Below are 19524 nucleotides of genomic sequence, written 5' to 3'. Positions count from 1 at the left end.
TATTAAAAAGCCATCAAGAATAATTACTTGATGGCTTTTTGTTTTATTGTCCTTTTTCAGGTCTTAAATCTTCAAGAATAGGAGTGAGTATAGTCTTCACTTCTTTTTGAATTGTTTCATTTTTTTGTTCAAAAATAACAATGTTGTTTTTTCCTTTTTTAAGCCAGCATCCCGGTAAGTAAAGTGTTTGTTGTGGCCCAACACTCCAGTAACGACCAATGTTGATTCCGTTTACAAATACAATTCCTTTACCCCAATCGCGCATATCGAGAAATGTATCCCCAGTTTTGGTAAGTGTAAAAGTACCTTGGTATAAAGTTGGTCTGTTTGCTTTAGCAGAATTTTTATAAGCTGTTAAATCTGGTTCAGTAGTCATAGGTAGTTTATACATTTCCCAATCGCCTGTAATAGTTTCACCGTTTATAATAACAGGACTTATAATTCCTTTATTGTTGGCATTGATTTGTGAACCGTAATTAATACGTCCCATGTTTTCGACAACAATATCTAATGTTGCATTAAATGGAATTTCGATTTCGCAATCGTATTTTTTATAGTAGCGATTTAACTCAGCTACTTTTTTTCCATTAACATATACTATTGCATAATCGCGTAATCCGTTTAATTCTAATTTTCCGCTAATGGGTTGCGTGAATTTCTTGCTGTACCAAACATAACCATCGCCTTGATTTAATTGTTCGAATGTTTGCGGGTTGTCTTCGATTACAGGAGAGATTTTAGATTTTAAATCGGCTAAATCTACTGCTTTTGTTAGTTTTATATTCGGAATTGTGATTACTGGTATTTGAGCAGGAACAGTGGGAGTTTCATTTGTTTTTAATAATTCTCTTAGTGCATTATATTTGGGAGTTGCCCAACCTGCTTCACTAATTGGCGCATCATAATCATACGATGTCATATCGGGTTGAATGTCGTGTTCTTTATCATAATTAGCCCCCGAAGTAAAACCAAAGTTTGTTCCTCCATGAACCATATAATAATTAAAGGAAACCTGATTGTCCAGATATTTCTTTGTTTGTCGTACCGTTTGTTCCAGTTTTTGAGTAGGAAAAGGTTCTGCCCAATGATCTAACCAACCCGGATAAAATTCGGCTACCATATAAGGGCCTTGACCATTATTAAATTGATTCACGACCGCTTTTAGTTTAGTGATATCACTTTCGCCATTTGCAGTTGGTAATGCGCCCGGTAAAGCGCCACCTTCAAATAACCAACTTCCATCGGAAGTAAAGAAAGGAACTTCGAAACCAATATCTTTTAATTGCTGAAAAACAGCTGCACTATATTTTTTGTGCTCTTCGAGGGGAATGTCTTTGCGTTGCGCAACATAAGAACCAAATTCGTTCTCGCCTTGCACCATGATTATTGGTCCACCTTTGGTGATTTGTAAATCCTTAACCTGGTTATATAATTCGGTAAAATAGGCTTTGGTCGCGGCTAGATACGCAGCGTTATTTCCACGAATAACCATATTAGGAACATTCTGTAAGAACCACGGATAACCACCAAATTCCCATTCGGCACAAACATAAGGGCCTGGGCGTAAGATTACAAATAAACCTTCTTCTTGCGCTATTTTTATATACTCGGCTAAGTTTTTATTTCCGGTTTTAAAATCCCAAACTCCGGGTGCTATTTCATGATAGTTCCAGAATACATAGGTTGCAACTGCATTTAGCCCCATTGATTTCATCATTTTTAAACGATGACGCCAATAGGATTGAGGAATACGAGAGTAATGCATCTCGCCCGAATGAATTTGGACAGGTTTACCATTTAGCAAAAAGTTTCCATCGCTTATAGCAAAAGTTTGTTTTTGCTGTGCTAATAGAGCGGAGAGTGTAAAGAAAGAAAATAGGAGGGCTAAATAAACTTTTTTCATTTTTAATTGAATTAAAGATTATAATTTATTGTGTTTTTTGGGTTTATAGAGGTTGTTTTTTCTATAACAAACAAGAGGGCACAATTTATAGTGCCCTCTTGTCTCATTTAACTAACTTCAAAATTTTATTTTATTTAGAAAATTCTAAACCTTTTAATTTTTTCCAGCCACCACGTGTAAAATCTGGGATTTCTACAGGAGAAGAATTGTTGTCAAGAGAAATTTCTGTTAATGGACCTAAGCAAGACCACTCAGCAAGATCGTATACATCCATATCAAGAGGTAATCCGTTTTGTAAGCAGTGAATCAAACGGTAATCCATGATGAAATCCATTCCACCGTGTCCACCAACTTGTTTTGCTTTTTCTTCGATTCCTACTACAATTGGGTGTTTGTATTTCTCCATTAATGCTTTCTTTACATCTTCTGGCATGAATTTGTGTGCACTTAAGTTTTCGTGATCCGGTTTAATATCCGAGCTAATAGATTTAGAATCTAATGCATAACCTTCTACAGGATATTTATTAGCAAATCCTTTAGTTCCGCTAAGTTGGTACATACGGCTGTACGGACGTGGTGATGTTACATCATGTTGGATTTGGATTGTTTTTCCATTTTCTGTACGAATCATTGTCATTGTGTGATCTCCATTTCTAAAATCTTTTACTTCGATTCCAGATTTTTCTTTGATGTAAGCAGGGTTTCCAACTGCTTTTGTGTCCATAGAAACTAAGTAGTTCATTTTATCACCACGGTGGATATTCAATGCCTGACAAGCTGGTCCCATACCATGTGTAGCATAAATATCACCACGGTGTTTTATGTTGTAATCCATACGCCAGTTATTCCAATATTCTCCCCAAAATGGTTGAAGACCGTGAATGTAAGAACCTTCAGCATGAAGGATTTCTCCAAATAAACCTTGTTGTGCCATGTTTAATGTAGTAAGTTCGAAGAAGTCATACACACAGTTTTCTAATTGCATACAGTGTTTACGAGTTTTCTCGGAAGTATCGATAAGATCCCAAATTTCTTTCATGGTCATTGCACCAGGAACTTCGATAGCTACGTTTTTACCATCTTTCATAGCTTGAACTCCTATGATAGCGTGGTGTTTCCAATCGGTAGCGATATAAACTAAATCTACGTTTGGAAGTGCTGTTACTTGTCTCCAAATATTTTCGTCTCCATAAAATTCTTTGGCTTTAGGAAGTCCTTGTTTAGTCAGGATTTCATTTGCCGATTGTGTATTTTTTTCAAGCATGTCGCAAAGTGCTACAATCTGTACACCTGGAATATGTGTCATACGTTCTACTGCACCTGGTCCGCGCATTCCTAAACCAATAAAGGCTACACGAACGGTTGGGATTGGGTCTGTAGCCAAACGTAAAACATCTTTTTGTCCTTTGGCACGCGCAGGAGTAGGAGTTTTAATCATTTGGGCTGATGAAGTAGCATATCCTAAAAAGAGGCAGGATATTAGAATAAATTTAAAGATACTAGTTTTCATGTTGAATTAATTTAATTTAAAATTGTAGATCATCTGTTTTAAGATCATCTGTATGTTGTATTGTATTTTTTGGTTTCTTAAGGTAAAGTGCTAAAATTAATATTTGGCATTTTATGATTTAGAGGTTTTGTAAATTTAGTCTTGGCTTTGGTATATTTGTTAAAGAAACCACCATCTTTTAAATAAAAAGAACCTTTTTCGACTCCTCCTGAATAGTCCATTCGATATCCTTTTTTACCTGTATTATCTACGGTAAAAATAGCAGAATCAACTTCGCTCCAAACTCCTTTATCATCGCAATACCATTGGTTGTTAAATAAAACTTTACGGGATTTATTTCCTTGTTGTGGTACAAAATTTTCTAAGAAAGAGTGAAATCTCTTTAAATAGGTATTAGTCTGCGGGCGGTTAAAACTTGCGATTAACATCCATTTTTTTAACTCGGGAGCATAAAAATATGCAGTGTATGTAGTAGAATTATCTTTTTGAGGAACTCCGTTAAGTAAGAATTTGTAAGTTTTTCCAGCTTTCCAGTTGTATCTTAAATAGCTTTGTCCGCCAGAACCTTCATTTCCAAATTCGCCTGTTTGTACATTTTCTCCTTTTTTAAGCATTTTTATTTTATGTGATTCCGGAATACTTTTAGGATCATCTGTTACAAAAGGGCTCCAAACAGAAAACAATACACGACGCTCTGTTTCGGAATTAACCTGAATCCCAAAATAACCTTCTCCAAAGCCGTTTGCCATATAATAGGAGCCTATTTTATCCTCATTTACAGGAACTGTGATTTCATTGTAGTACCATTGCACATTTGTTTTTTCTGGTATTTCATAATTTAAATGTACCGAAGGACCTCTTCGTCCCCAATGGAAAAAATTATCATCATTATTAGGTACATAAGCTATTTTCCCCTGAAGAGCAGATCCACTAATTGTTAATTTAGAAATAGAAGGAAAATTGGTTTGTGTTTTACTAATTCCTTTTATTTTTAAAGCAACATATCCTGTGTCAATAATTTTCCATTCTCCGATTAAAATAGGTCTTTTGTTAGTTTCATCGAACTCGATTTTTTTCAAGTCTTTGTTAATACCAAATTCTAATGTAGATTTTCCCTGAACACCTACAAATTCATCTGTTGAAATTCGGACTAGTCCCGGAGTTGAAACTCTAAAATAAACTGTAAAATCTTCTTTAGGATCTGTCCAGTTTTCTATTCCGTTATCGGTTATAGTATTGTTGCTTTCTAGATTATTAGAACTAAAAGCATTTCCGCCAAGAGGCAAATGGATTTCGTTTTTAGAATCTTGTGCCGATACATTTGTACTTAAAAGTAGTAGTGTAAGGAAAGAGAAAATAATTCTATAATATTTCATTTAGTCTGTTTTTAGCTATTATTGATTTTTTGGCATTTAACTTCTCCAGAATCCCCCTTAACTATAAGGGGGAATTCTAAAGAGAGCTCTATCTACTAACTAACCATAAAACTCAAAATTAGTTTTTCAAAATCTTAATTAAGGATTTTGAGTTAAAGTCCCAGGATATGCATTTATTTCCGATTGAGGAATATATTGCACTACTCTTAGACTTGTTGCAGGAACATCTACCATTGGTGTATGAGGACCTGGATAACGACGTGTCATTGTTTCTCCGTTTCTATAAACATCATAACCACGTTGTGCTTCAAAAGCGAGTTCCAATTGACGTTCTTCATCAATAAGTTGTGAAGCATTAGTACTGTTTAAAGACGTATATCCACCACCTACAATTGATCTTTCTCGGACTACATTTAAGTTTGTAACAGCACTTTGATAATCTCCTTTTTTCGCATAAGCTTCTGCCATATTCAAATACATCTCTGCCAATCTTGAAATAATAGGGGAGTATAAGTGAGAACTATTATCTTGTAATGAACATTTTGTTATGTAGTACATAGGATATACACGATTTAACAACATCATATAATCCTTTTCACCCACATAAGTTTTACCGGCATAATCTATAGAATAACTATTCTCGGCAGCATTTACTACAGTAAGATTGTAGTTTACTTCTGCTATAGTGACATAATAAGAACCATTAGGATTTGTTTTAAGAGGTTGTTGCACATAGTTAAAACCAGTTTGTACACCATTTTTATCGAAAGCATCTGCTATAAAACGGAAAGCATCTGTTTTATTATTGGAAGCATCCAATTCATATTGAGGGTCAATAAATGCCCATCTTGCATCTTTCTTTAAACCAGATTTACGTAATAAATCCAGATATTTTGCACTTGCATACATTTCTCCCCAACCTTGTCCTTGTATATTGGCATACATACCACCAATACCATAAAAATGATCATAACCCGAGAACTCTGAAGCTACACGTTTAACAGCAAAAATAGTTTCTGTTTGTCCGCTTGCATCAGGTGCAAAAGTATTGTATTTCATAAAATCGGCTCTGCTAAGCATGTTATAACGACCACTGGAAATCACTTTATTGGCATACTCGATAGATAAAGTTGCATATTCCTGATTTGGTGTTTCATAAGTTCCGCTCATATATAAGTAAACCCTGGAAAGCATTGCTTGTGCAGCTTCTTTGGTTGCATAAGTAGCAGATCTGTTTTCGTTCATTAAAGCTTCTCCTTTTTTAAGATCGCTTATTGCTTGCTCATAAGTTGCTTTTACTGTGGCTCTATCCGGAAGGCTGATGTTGGCAATATCTTCAGGTAATCCGTTTACAATTGGTACACCCAAATTAGTTTCCGGAGATTGTGCATAAGGTCTGCCATAAGTTTTAACCAAATAAAAATAAAGCATTCCTCTTAGGTAATAAGCTTCTCCCAATTTTTGGTCGATTACAGGACTTTCTCCTTCAGCAATCATTTTCATTAAATCACTTGATTGTGAAATAACTTTATAACTGTTGTTCCAAAAAGTAGATAATCTATCATTGATCGGGCTATGTTGATAAGAAATAAAAGAGTAGAATGAATCTGTAGAAGTTCCTCTAATCATGATGTTGTCTCCTGGATATTCTCCAACACGGTGCATTTCATCCGACCAGGCTCTTAGTTGCGCATAACATCCGTTAAGAAGTACATCGACAGCAGCTTCTTTATCTTGTAGAATTTTATCTTTTGTATAAGAGCCAAATGGATCTCGTTCTAAATCGCAGGAAGATAGAAAGCTAAGGGTAATAAATAGTATGAATATTTTTTTCATGATTTTGTTTTTTTAAAGACTAAGATTAAAACCTAATACAAATCTGCGTGTCTGAGGATATACAGAGGTTGCAACTCCTGTTATTGTTCTTACACCATTTCTTTCGGATGGTGGTATCTCTGGATCAACACCTGAAAAATTTGTTATTGTAAACAAGTTTTCCCCAGCAATGAATATTCTAAGATTTGATATATTCAAACGCTCAATAGATAGATTATATCCAAATGATACACTTCTCATTTTTAAGTATGATCCGTCTTCTAAGAAACGAGACGATGCTTTATTTGATTGACTTGTATTATCAAAAATTGCTTGCGGATGAGTAGCAATATCGCCTGGTTTTTCCCAACGACTCCATCCTTTTTGAAGGTTCATTTGGTTACGGTCTGTATAAGCTCCATCCGAATCAAATTCGGCGCGGGCATAGTTGTAAATTTTACCGCCTACTGAATAACTAAATGTTGCTCCAAAATCGAAATTTTTATAATTTAAACTAGTCGAGAATCCTCCATAATAGGATGGTGTGTAAGCATCAATAGCAATTTGATTTTTTGATGCCTCGCCATAGCTATACGTTTTAACACGTTCTCCAGTTGTTGCATCGGTTTTATACCATTGTGGTTTTCCGTTATCAGGATCTACGCCTGCCCACTCTGTAAGGTACCAAGTATCTACATCTAATCCCGGTTTAAGTAGTTTGGATGCCGAACCTGCAACGCCACTTCCATCACCAACAATAATCTCTTGTTTTGTTCCGTAAAGGCTTGTTACTTTGTTTTTGTTTAAGCCAATATTAGCATCTATATTCCATCTCCAGTTTTCATTTTTAATGATGTCTACATTAATCGCTGCTTCAAAACCTCTGTTGTTTACAGCTCCAACATTTCTCCAAATACTAGTTACTCCAATAACCCCAGGTAGAGGAACTTGGTATAATAAACCAGATGTATCTTTATCGTAATAATCAAGTGTTACATTGATTCTGTTAAAGAAACTTACATCCAAACCAATACCAGTTGTAAAGGTTTTCTCCCAACTTAAATCAGGATTACCAATTTGAGAAATTATAGCTCCTGAGTTTCCATTATAACTATACGATGTTGTAGCCGATGCCAAAGAATATAAGGGTTGGTGAGGATATAAACTGTTTGGTCTGTTTCCTACAGAACCATAACTTGCTCTAAGTTTTAAATTATTGATATAATCGGCTTTAAAAAATTTCTCTTTATGGATATTCCAACCACCACTAATAGAAAAGAAATTACCATATCTTGCATTTTCTCCAAAATTCGAAGCTCCATCGCGACGTATAGAAAATTGCGCCATGTACCTGTCATCATAGGTATAATTGATGTTTGTTAACAGGGATTGAACTGCCCATTGTGCTCTTGTACCACCTACTTTCTCAGGAATAGCTGCAACATCGGGAATGATGAATCCCGGAGCTATACCTGTTGCAATTCCTTTGGATTTTTTGTCGTTATATTCATTCCATTCATAACCCGCAATTGCATTTATTGCATGTGCTCCAAATGATTTATTGAATTTGAATAATTGGTTGGTATAAAAACGATTGTAACCTTCATTTAGATCTTCAATTCTTCCTTTTACAGCCAATCCTCCAGATGATCTTGGGTCGGTGTAGTACATTGAAGTAAAATTTGAAAATATATAGTTGTTTGTAGAAGTAAACGTTAACCATGAATTGAATTTTACATCAAAATCTAAATTACTTCTAACATTATAAGTTTGTGATTCTCCATAATTCCATTGTAAATCATACAAATAGTTTGAGCCAGTTGTATTTACCCAAGTTGGATTGGGTTGGTTTCCTACCAAAGTTCCATCTTCCAGATAAGGGCTATCCCAAGGCAAGTTGCCGTACATAGCGAGTACAGAGTGTTGTCTGTCATTTGTTTCTATACGTGTAATATTTGCTTGAGGGCGTATTGTTAACCAATTATTTACTTTATAACTAAATTTAAGAAGCAAGTTATAACGGGTGTAATCATATCCTTTTACTGCACCGGTTTCGTCATATATACCGAGAGAAACATAGCTTTTAAATACATCACTACCACCATTTATCGAAAGATTAAAATCTCTTGCAATACCTGTTTGTGTAGCATTTTTCCACCAGTCGTAATTTTTATTTCTTAAATCGGGTTTCCACCACCATGCATTACTAAAATTTTGCTTGTTTGGGAAAGAATCATATAAATCATATAATTCTTCACCGTTCATGACACTAAAATTACCTGTATTTAATGTTGTGGCTGCAGTTTTAATCGATGCATTAATGGTTGCTTTACCATTTTTACCACTTTTTGTAGTAACAATGATTACACCATTTGCACCCTGAGAACCATATACAGCTGTAGAGGCAGCATCTTTAAGTACAGTAAGCGTTTCGATATCTGCAGGGTTCATATTTCCCGAAGTACTACCTACAATAACGCCATCGATAACCCATAATGGGTCAGTGCTTCCATTAACAGTAGTTTTTCCACGGATAACAATTTTACCAGTATCTCCCGGTTGACCATTTCCAGAAGTTACATATACACCAGTTGCTTTACCCGATAATAAGTTTTCTACAGATGGAGTGGTAGCGTCAATAAGTTTTTTATTGTCGATAGTTTGTAAAGCTCCGGTAAGACTTTCTTTTTTAATTTTACTGTAACCTACGATAACTACTTCGTCCATTACTTCTCCAGCTTCTTTTAAGGCAACAACGATAGGCCCTTTTCCAATCGTTACTTCTTGTTCCTGCATTCCCATATAAGAAATAACCAATACCGTTTGGTTATCTGCTACTTCAATAGAAAATTCACCATTATAATCTGTTTGTACACCGATAGTTGTTCCTTTAATAAGAACATTTACTCCTGGAAGAGGTAATCCATTTGCATCTGTTACTTTACCCTTAACAATTTTTTGTACCAATGATAAATCAATCCTGTTTGGGCTTACTTCTTTTGATGAAGCTGCTGTTGAAATTTGAAAAGTCAAAGCAAACAAGGAAAGAATTGCTAATTTGATTTCTTTTCCACATGGCTTGTTAAACCGCAAACTTCTAGGCTTTTTTTTAATTAATAATTTCATACTCTTAAAAATGGGTTTGGTTAATAATTTGTTTAGTGTGTGTTAACAGGTATTCATTTTTATTATAATCGATTTAAGGAAATAGGCCTTAAATGAAATCGTGATTTGATACTTTTTTAAAGATTAATTATTTGAAATTTCTTTTTTTAAATCTTTAAAAAAGAAGTTTTTTCTTGCTTATTGTATTGTGCTTTTTTAACAGAAATCGTGCTTTATTTTTTATGATATGACGAAACTATATATTTAAATTTTATTAAACAAGGAAAAACATGAAAAATGTGCTCGAACACACGATATTTGTGTTCTCGAGCACATAAATTTTATGGAAAATGTTTTTTTAGTAATAAAATTCTAGTTTATTATTAAAAAACATAGAGTTTCTTTTTTGATTAAAAACAATAGTTTTGTTTGTTATTATTGTCAGATGATGAAATATAGATTGACTATTGATTAAAAAATTGTCAAATTCTTATATAAGCTTGCTGTTATAGACTAGTCTTTTTTAAGAAAAATATGTTAATAAAAGCAATAATATCGCCTCAATAGCGGGGTTAGGAATTAAAAAATTGATGTGCTTTTTTTTTAGTCCGTGTAGTATAAAGTCCTTCAAAATGGTGTAGTTATTTGAAGGACTTTTATAAAATTTAATTAAAAAGATTTTTCTTTCAAATTTAATTTTAGATAAGAAAATGATTATCCATGAATTTCAATTAAAATAGCATTCGAAATAAATTTGAGATTTTAAAAGTTTATCTTTTAGTATTTAGTCGAAAAGAACCGATTTCTTTACCAGAGTCATTTAGCATTTGTAAATTCAAAACTTTAGGGTTGGCTTGAATTTGTATTAAGGTTCTTATTCCGGTTTCTGGTCCGCCACCTATAACAAAGTGATAGGAGTGGTCCTTATTAGGTTCGAACATTCCGTATTCATGTGTATGCCCAGCGATAAACAAATCAATTTTATATTTTTCGAATAAAGTACCAAATAATCTGCGACATTCAGTCGTTCCATGCTCTTCGTCGGAATGATAATGAGGAATATGCATCATTACTACACGAAAGGGAGCATTTTTAAAAGCTTTGGACTTCATTTGTTTTTCTAACCAAGCGGCTTGCTCTTCGCGATAAGAATCATAATTTACAGTTCCTCCGTATACAGGATGTGAATCCTTCTTGTCTTCTCCAGTGTCAAGAACAATTGTAAAAACTGGACCCATCAGGAAAGTGTAATATTCTTTCTTATTATAGTTGTAATAATAATCTAATAGATTTCGGGAATATTTACCTCTGGTTTCATGATTTCCTCTTACGAACATAAAAGGTTTTTCGGTCGAAAAAATACTGCAAGGATTGAGCAGATGATTGATGATTTGGTTTTCATCAGTTTGATAGTCAAACATATCTCCGTTTAAAAATATGAAATCATACGGTTTGTTTTGGTTGAGTTGTAGTAACTCACCAAAAGATTCTGGGCGGTCATGAATATCATTTAGAACTAGCCAACTTACTTCTTTGGCTTTTGGGTCTAATGTTTGAAAACGATAGGTATCACTGTTTATAATATCTCCAAAAGTGATTTTATAAGGCTGGAAGTCCAAGATTTGTTTAGAAAAAACTTTATAATAATATTTTGTATTTGGTTTGAGATTCCTAAGTGTTATTGTGTTTATTTTAGAATTGGTATTCATCATGCCATGTGCAGATTGTTGAGCTTTAGTTCCTAATTTTTCGGTTTCTCCATATTCTACCCAATTTAAACAAAGCTGGTTGGTAAGCCACATAATTGTGATGCTATCACTTGTTGGAGCTTGCAAATAGGGTTTAGTCAAAAAAACGTGTTTGGAATCTATTATATCAATATCCGTATTTGATGCTAATGCAGATAATGGTAATCCCGTGGCTATAACTGATCCCGAAATACCTATTATAGTTTTCGTTAAGAATGAACGGCGGGAGTTTTTTTCTTCTTTCATAAAAGATAAAATTTTGGTTATTTATAGTTTAAAAGATTGTTGGTTAGTCATAAACAGCAACGAAACTATCAATTATATTTTATTAAACAAAGAAAAGTATTGCGTAATGTGCTCGAACACATTATATTTGTCTTATTATAATATTTAGGGGCTGTTCGCAAGAATAAGTACTCTGTTTTTATGCCACAGATTATAAAGATTAAGAAGATTTTTATCTGCCATAAATTTAAAAAAGAATCAATCCGTGTCATTTGGGTGCCATTTTTAGAATTTAGGAAACATTACATCAGATACTATTTAAAGAATTATATGAATCAGGAAATGAAAAAATACGAAGTAAATCCAATAGCCAAAAATCAATTGATTGTATCTGGAAAAGGTGATTCTGATTTATGGAAGGAAGCGGTTGTTCTGGATGATTTTTGCTCACCTTGGGATTCTAAAATTCCTTCTCGTATTGAGTTTAAAGCGCTGTGGGATTCTGAGCAATTGTTTTTTTGTTTTACAGTATATGATATCGAAATTCATATCGAAAAGGAAGATAATAGTATTGACAGTATTAATAATTCCGATAGGGTCGAGTTGTTTTTTAGACCAGATAAAACGCTTAATCCATATTATTGTATGGAGATTGATACAGCAGCGAGAATAATGGATTTTATAGCCTATCCCGATAAGAATTTTAACTTTGATTGGTCATGGCCAAAAGATGATTTATGGGTTAAATCATCTATAAATAATGCTTCTTTTGTGGTGGAAGGAGCGATAAGTATTGCATCTTTAAAGAAATTCAATTTAATCAATAATAACCAAATTGAAACAGGGATTTTTAGGGCTAAATATTCCAAAATTAATGATACAGATTATCAGCCAACATGGATTACCTGGGTGAATCCCGTTACCGAAACACCGAATTTTCATACTCCCTCTTCATTTGGAATATTAACTTTGAAAGACTAATTATTCCAAATAAAAATCGGCATTTTCTGAGTTGATAATATCAATAGGCAAGAGAGTAACCTCGGGTGTTTCTTTATGAAAAAGGAAATGGTCTACAAGATACGTTATCCCCAGATAGGCTTGTCTTTTTTGGTTTTGATGAATCAGGAAATCAATTATTCCAAGATTTAGATTACTTACGTTTTCATCAATCAAATCATATCCAATGATTCGGATTTTTTTATCCTTAACCTCATTAATTGTTTTGGCTATTTGGTAAGCTCTCGATGTTGTAATAAAAACACCGGACAAATCTGGATTTTCATTGATGAAGTTCTTTAAGTTAACTTCTACATTTGGACTTTTAAGTTTTAATGTTGTAATCTTATAATCAGGATCTTCTTTTTCGGAAAAGTAATTTCTAAAACCTCTTTCTTTTTCCTGCATGTGAATTGCATTCTTGTAGGTTTCATCAATGTGGATAATTGCAATATGACCTTTGTTGAGAATTGTATTTAATAATTTGGCTGCCACGCGACCACTTCTAAATAAATCTTGTCCAACAAAATTCTTGATCGAAGTAGATTCTACCTGATTGTTAAATGTGTTTACAATAATGTTTAAGGAGTCATATTTTTTTATAGCCTCCAATGTTTCTTTATGGAATAATGGCGCTAATAAAACTGCATCTGGCGCCTTTTCAATAATAGTTTCATTAATGTTTATGAACGACTTTGTTTTTTCTGGATTAAAATAAAAAGTCTCAATAAGTAAATTGTAAGCTTTAAATTCCTGTATAGCATCTTTTATCCCTTTAACACAAGGCAACCAATATGGATCTAGTTTAGGATCGGGTAGAAGGATACAAATATGATAAACCTTATTGTTCTTTAAATTTCGAGCAATAAGATTGGGTTCGTAATTAATTACACTTAGGACTTCGTTTACTTTTTGTAGTGCCAAGGGAGAAACTTTTCCTCTTTTGTGCAATACTCTGTCAACAGTACCTTTCGAAACTCCTGCTAATTTAGCAATATCTTTTATTGTATACTTTTTATCCATAAGGGGCAAATATATAAAAACTTTGTGTTTGTTTATTTTGCATTTATTGCAAAATAAAAGTCTTTTTAAATTTATAATGAAGTGTTTAGTTCTGTAACGAATGGTATCGATGGTTAATTTCTTAACTGTTCTTAAAAGCTTTATAAAATATAAAATTAGCTATTCTTATTTCAATTAGCTTAATTATCTTAATAATTTTATTGCATTTCTTCTTTATTTTTAACCATATTTTAGGTGGTACAAATAGTTAAAATAGAAAACAGATGTAGGTTAAGAATAATTTATGCTTTTGTATTTGGTTCTAAAATTCCAAAAATTAATTAAGCGCGTTGGGTGTAATTCATAAATTACACCCAACGCGTTACTTTATAGTACAGGATATGGTTATGATTCTTTATTTTTGGTTGTTCAGTTTTTTCATCAACGGTGTAATATGTTTGGTAGTGTCTTCGTCCAATGTTGTTAGGGCTTTATTGGCTTCATCGGGAGAAAATTTCGTTAATCCGATTATACCAGCAGCAATTACATTATAAGATTGATTTTTAATGCTTTCGTTCATTAAGTCTTTATAAACAGGATCTCCAGTAGATGCTAGTTTTATAATTGCAGCTGCTCTACTAGCTGTTTTTTTATCATTTTTGGCAATGTTGAGTAAGCTTTTTAATGCAGCTTCTTTTGTTTTGGTATCGCTTAAATCAATCTCTTTAATGCTAAGGATTCTCAAATCATCTTGCTGATCTTCTAAACCTGCCAATAGTATAAGTTGGGCATCATGACTTTTATCTTTTGCAGCAAATTTTATAGCTTCAATTCTGTTGTAATACGATGGGGCATTTTTATATTGATACAAATAATCGGCTATTTTTTTGTTATCAATGATCTGACCAACTAAAATTTTATCCGGATCAAGATCTACAAAAGTTGGCTGAGCAGGAACATCAAAACTAAAATTTTGTTCTCTTTTGTCAATTAAAATATCCTTTCTTATTTTGGTTCCATTTACATAAAAATCTACTTTTAAGGGTAAATTAAAGGTTTGTACAGAAGCATCCTGTACTTGGTTTACAGCAATTGTAGCTTTCCCGTTGGTATAACCATATTCAATATTTAAAATGGGATTTCCTCCTTGGTAATACCATTGGTTAAAATAAGGACTCCAATCTTTCCCAGTCACTTCTTCCATTGCCAAACGCAATTGATGACTTTCTCCAGATTTAAAAGCATTGGCTGTTAAATAACGATTTAATGATTTATAAAATGCGGCATCTCCCATTTGATTTTTTATTGCATATAATATTATAGAACCTTTTGAGTAAGTGATATTGTCAAACATATCTTCTTTGTTCTTATAATAAAAGCGGGCCAAAGGTGGACTTATTCCATTTTTGGAAGAACGTAAACAGTTTTGCAATTTTTCATAGCGAGATCTGTCTTCACCGTCTTGTCCGGCGTCATGTCCATGCCAAAGTACTTCACCAAGAGTGGCAAATGATTCGTTCATTGATAAGTTCGACCAGGATTCGGCTGTTACATAATCTCCAAACCATTGGTGAAAAAGTTCGTGAGCAATTGTACTTTCTTGATTTTCGTCAAGTAACTCTCTTTCTGTTCTTTGAACATATTCGCCATGCAAAGTTGCTGATGTATTTTCCATCGCACCCGAAACATAATCTCTGGCAACAACTTGAGCATATTTAACCCAAGGATATTCTACGCCTAGCATCTTGCTGTAAAAGTTCATCATATCGGGAGTTTTTCCAAAAATTTGTTTAGCATACGGTGCAAACTTTGGTTCCAGATAATAACTAACTTCTTTTCCGTTATAAGAGTCTTTGTATATTTTAAAATCGCCTACTGCCATCATAAAAAGATAAGGAGAATTTGGCAAATCCATTTTCCAGATATCAGTTCTGGTTCCGTTTTTGTTGGCTTTTTGTGAAGTTAATTTTCCATTTGATAAGGTTGTATATTTTGCTTCAACCGTCATTGCAATTTCAGAAGTTGTTTTCTGATTTGGTTTATCTATAGTAGGAAACCAAGCTGATGATGCTTCTGTCTCGCCTTGTGTCCAAATCTGAATTGGTTTATCATCTTTGCCATCGGGATTTATAAAATATAATCCTTTTGCATCTGTAATTGCATTACTTCCTTTTGCTTTTAGCTGATCTGGCTTTGCTGTATAATCAATGAAAATTGTATAGTTTTCTGTACTCTTATATTTTTTATTTAAAGTAATAAAAAGCTGCTCTTTGTCATATCTGTATTTTAGAGGGGTCTTTGTCTTACCACTAATTATAGCAATTTCTTTAAAATCCATTCCTTTAGCATCTAGTGTAAGTGAATCGGTTTCGTAAAAGTGAGGTTTTAAAGTAAGCCATTCTTTTCCGTATAAATAACGCTTACCATAATCAAAAGACACTTCCAATTTGGTGTGTACTAAGTCATTAACTTTTAGTGGCGTAACTCTATAAGTAGATAATTCGTCTTTACTTTGGTCAATGGTTTGTGCGCCAGTTTTTTGGCATGCCAATAAGACAATGCTAATAAGGGTACATTTTAAAAAAAGTGTATTCATTTTGTTTGATTTTGAATGATTATTTAGATTAGAATTACAGTTAATTATGCTGTCGTTCCATGCTTATATCTTTAGAGTTTTTCTATAATTCGAACCTCGCCGTCTTTTTCATCTTCGGTTAAATTATTCCCTTGTTTTTTTGTGTAAACTTGTAAACACCACTGAACAATTTTATTTGTTGGATATAAATTAGCTTGGTTTCGCAACCATTCTTCGGCTTTTTTTGCAGAAGATGTTTTCTCAATAGCCCAAGCCGAAACGAGTTGATTTGCCGGTAAGAAATTCATAACCGTATTATCAATTTTAGGATTAAAAGTAATGATTTTTTGCAAAGATTTCATCGCTGTTTCGTTATTTCCCAGACTTGTATAACATTGATAATCCAACCAATTTTCAAGTCTTTCGTCAATGTCTTCATCATACGGTTTTCCTACGCCCAGATTTTCTGGCCATAACTTTGCATCAGCAATAAACTGTAAAGCTTTTTTATATTGCTTATTTTTCATTTCTGCCAAAGCCTGCATGAGTTTTGCCTCATGATACAATTGTCTTCCTGCTGTAGCTCCTTCAAATGGAAGAATTTCTAGCTTGGTTAAGAAAGCATCTGCTGCGACATATTTTTTATTAAGTAATAGTGTCTTGGCATATAACATCCCCATTAAGTAATTTTCTTTATGTTTTTTATAGAATGGTTCAGCAATGGCTAATGCTTTGTCATATTGTTTTTGCACGATATAATGTTCTGCCAGTAGTTTGTGATATCTCCATCCTTGATTATCTAATTTAATAGCTTGTTGCAGACTTGCAATCACCAACTGAGAATCATCTTTGAACAATGAAGCTTTGGCAGCATAAAAGGCAGGGTCATTTGGTCTAGAACCACATTGTGTGAATAATTCTTTTGCTTTATAAATATTATCACGGTTCCATTCGATTAAAGCCAGATGATATTTTAATTGCCATTGCTCGTTTGTAGTTATTAATTTTTCCAGAATAACGGCAGTTTCTCCACGGAAAGGGAAACTAATTCCAGGTTGAATCTTGCTTAAATCAACAGGTTTGTTTTGTAAGAATGCCATCCAATATATAATTTCAGCATTTGGAACAGCAAGAGAAAAGACTTTTAATGCTTCGTCTTTACGTCCCAATTGCTGATACCATATTCCTAATTCTAAATAAGTTTGTTCTGGCATTTCGTTTTGTATATGCGATGTGAAATACAGTTTTGATGATTCCAAATTTTCCCAAAGGAATTTTTCAAAACCAAGAAAATGATTAAGAGGATCAATGGTATTAATCGTATTTAAAATTTCGGTTGCTTTGTCTACATTGTTTTGCAAGCGATAGAGTACTGCCAGCAATTGTAAACTTTCTAAATTATATTGATTGTTTAGCAAACTTTTTTCGGCATATTCGATAGCTTTTATTTGATCGTTTTCGGAGAAATAAATAGTACTCAATGCCGTATAAGCAGGGCTGCGATATTCAACGCTTGAAGCCGCAATATCAAATCCATCTTTTGCATCGATGCTATTCCCTAAATGTAAATTGGCAAGTCCATAGTAATAATTTGCTGCAGGGTCATAAGTATTTATTGCCAAAGCTTTGCTTGCTGTGACAACTGCTTCTTTATATTGTAATTTTCTAATTTGTAATGATGTCAAGTCGGATAGAGCAGGAGCATAGTTAGGATCTTTTTTCAAACAGGCTGTTAGGTATTCGGATGCTTTTATATAATCTTTAAAAGCGATATAGTTTTTTCCTTGCAGGTATAATCCGTAAACCGAATTGTTATCAAAATCTTTAGGCATTTCCATCGGACGGCTTAGGTTTCCATCTTCGTGTGCCGAATTCCAAACTAGTTTATTGTCTCCAATGGTTAGCCTTAGTTTATTTTCATTAACAGTAACTTGAATCGAATCTTTGAATATTTCCAGAGTATTAACGGAGATATTTTTAGAATAGACTTTTTTATCATTATCAAAAACTTCTAATTTTTCGTTTAATTTCTGAAGTGGAGAAAAATAGATTTTCAACCAGCCATTCTCATTTTTTACATTTACGGCTCCGTAATTATTTGCTTTTACAAAACCTTTTGTTTGTTTTACAGGAAACCAATATTCTGTCCAGGAATCTGTTTGATAAGGAGCAAAAGAACGTTGTTTAAAGGGTGTGTAGATACTGTTTTCACTCGCTTGGTTAAACAATCTACCGCTTTGCACTTCTACATATTGACCATCGGTATCGGTTAATAATTTTTCCCAAATCATTCCTTGTTGGGATAGTCCCCAAATCCATATTTTTTTACCAGGTTTATCATCATAATTGCCATATCTTCCCATTCCAAAATCTTCGTCATGCCAGTATCCGCCAAAGAAATCATCATATTTACCAAAGACATGGTAGGATTTGTAACCGCCAAAATTGTTGTTTTTGTAAAACGATAAATCTTTACCATTCTCTTTATCAATAGGCCAAGGATGGTTTTCGCCATTATGCCCAATATAGTTTTTACCCGGATATATAAACTGCAAATTTCCAGCTGCCTTAATTCCTGTATTCATCCAGGTATAATAAGGTTGCTCAAACTCGGTTGAATTAAACCAAAAAGAATTGGTCGTAAAATAGGCTTTGTCTTTTGGTAAATTGATGTCTAATTTCCAAGAAGTACGCGTTAGTAAATCCAAAACTCCAATGATACAACTTACACTTCCGTCTGCTCTGGTTATGGTGGTATAATCAACAGGAGTAGCACAATTAGGAGTATGACCAATAATACCATAATTGCCCTCGACACCACCGCTTGTCCATGGACCACGCATGGCAATATCTCGAAACTTAATGACGTGATTGTTATAGACAAAGTCTTTTCCTGTTGATTTTTCTATTGCAGACCAAACCTTTCCACCCACTTCTGGCAGAATCATTAATTTGATATAATCGTTTTCAAGCTCGATGACTTTCCATTCTTTTTGTATCGGTTTATCGGTAAAACCATCAAAACGGTAGTACGGATAAATTTTTGTATCTGGTTTAGGAATAGGATCCGGATCTGAGAAAGGATAGGTGGTAAATACTTTTTTGTATTCCTTTATAGTTGGTTTATTTTGTGCGTTGACAAACAGGCTTCCAAAAAGCAAAATTGATAACGATAGTCTAAGTTTCATAATGGAGCTATTTATTGTGGTTATGGTAGTTAATTAAATTGCCTATAAAGGAACGCGGATTAAACGGATTCGCTAAGG

The 19524-nt window shown here is 33.6% G+C and carries 10 protein-coding genes; 1 reads left to right on the top strand and 9 read right to left on the bottom strand.

Going from position 1 to position 19524, the window contains the following annotated elements; translation table 11 throughout:
* Positions 1 to 43 precede the first annotated feature (43 nt).
* From OIU83_RS19890 to OIU83_RS19865, 6 genes are all read right to left on the bottom strand, one after another.
* The gene (locus OIU83_RS19890; RefSeq protein ID WP_264208014.1) at positions 44 to 1903 is read right to left on the bottom strand and encodes a glycoside hydrolase family 35 protein; all 1860 of its coding nucleotides are present in this window, start codon (positions 1901 to 1903) and stop codon (positions 44 to 46) included.
* Positions 1904 to 2033: 130 nt separating this feature from the next.
* A complete protein-coding gene (locus OIU83_RS19885; RefSeq protein ID WP_264208013.1) occupies positions 2034 to 3413 on the bottom strand; it encodes a Gfo/Idh/MocA family protein in 1380 nt (459 codons plus the stop codon).
* A gap of 77 nt (positions 3414 to 3490) precedes the next feature.
* A complete protein-coding gene (locus tag OIU83_RS19880) occupies positions 3491 to 4789 on the bottom strand; it encodes a DUF3472 domain-containing protein (RefSeq protein ID WP_264208012.1) in 1299 nt (432 codons plus the stop codon).
* Positions 4790 to 4927: 138 nt separating this feature from the next.
* Positions 4928 to 6625 (bottom strand): RagB/SusD family nutrient uptake outer membrane protein, encoded by a 1698-nt coding sequence (locus OIU83_RS19875; protein WP_264208011.1) that lies wholly within the window; start codon positions 6623 to 6625, stop codon positions 4928 to 4930.
* A 12-nt stretch (positions 6626 to 6637) separates the two neighbouring features.
* Positions 6638 to 9730, bottom strand: a complete 3093-nt coding sequence (locus OIU83_RS19870; protein ID WP_264208010.1) for a SusC/RagA family TonB-linked outer membrane protein — start codon at positions 9728 to 9730, stop codon at positions 6638 to 6640.
* Positions 9731 to 10479: 749 nt separating this feature from the next.
* Complete coding sequence (locus OIU83_RS19865) at positions 10480 to 11703, bottom strand: FN3 domain-containing metallophosphoesterase family protein (RefSeq protein ID WP_264208009.1); 1224 nt, start codon at positions 11701 to 11703, stop codon at positions 10480 to 10482.
* Positions 11704 to 12024: 321 nt separating this feature from the next.
* On the opposite strand from OIU83_RS19865, the gene OIU83_RS19860 reads away from it, so the two are divergent.
* Complete coding sequence (locus OIU83_RS19860; protein WP_264208008.1) at positions 12025 to 12663, top strand: sugar-binding protein; 639 nt, start codon at positions 12025 to 12027, stop codon at positions 12661 to 12663.
* On the opposite strand, the gene OIU83_RS19855 is transcribed toward OIU83_RS19860, so the two are convergent.
* From OIU83_RS19855 to OIU83_RS19845, 3 genes are all read right to left on the bottom strand, one after another.
* A complete protein-coding gene (locus tag OIU83_RS19855) occupies positions 12664 to 13704 on the bottom strand; it encodes a LacI family DNA-binding transcriptional regulator (protein WP_264208007.1) in 1041 nt (346 codons plus the stop codon).
* 394 nt (positions 13705 to 14098) lie between these two features.
* Entirely contained in the window at positions 14099 to 16279 is a 2181-nt protein-coding gene (locus tag OIU83_RS19850) for a M1 family metallopeptidase (RefSeq protein WP_264208006.1), read from the bottom strand.
* 71 nt (positions 16280 to 16350) lie between these two features.
* A complete protein-coding gene (locus tag OIU83_RS19845) occupies positions 16351 to 19446 on the bottom strand; it encodes a DUF5107 domain-containing protein (RefSeq protein WP_264208005.1) in 3096 nt (1031 codons plus the stop codon).
* Between the last annotated feature and the right edge of the window lie 78 nt (positions 19447 to 19524).

This window comes from Flavobacterium shii (assembly GCF_025847235.1).
In the GTDB taxonomy this organism is placed as follows: Bacteria; Bacteroidota; Bacteroidia; order Flavobacteriales; family Flavobacteriaceae; genus Flavobacterium; species Flavobacterium shii.
This window is presented reverse-complemented; position numbering and strand designations above follow the sequence as displayed.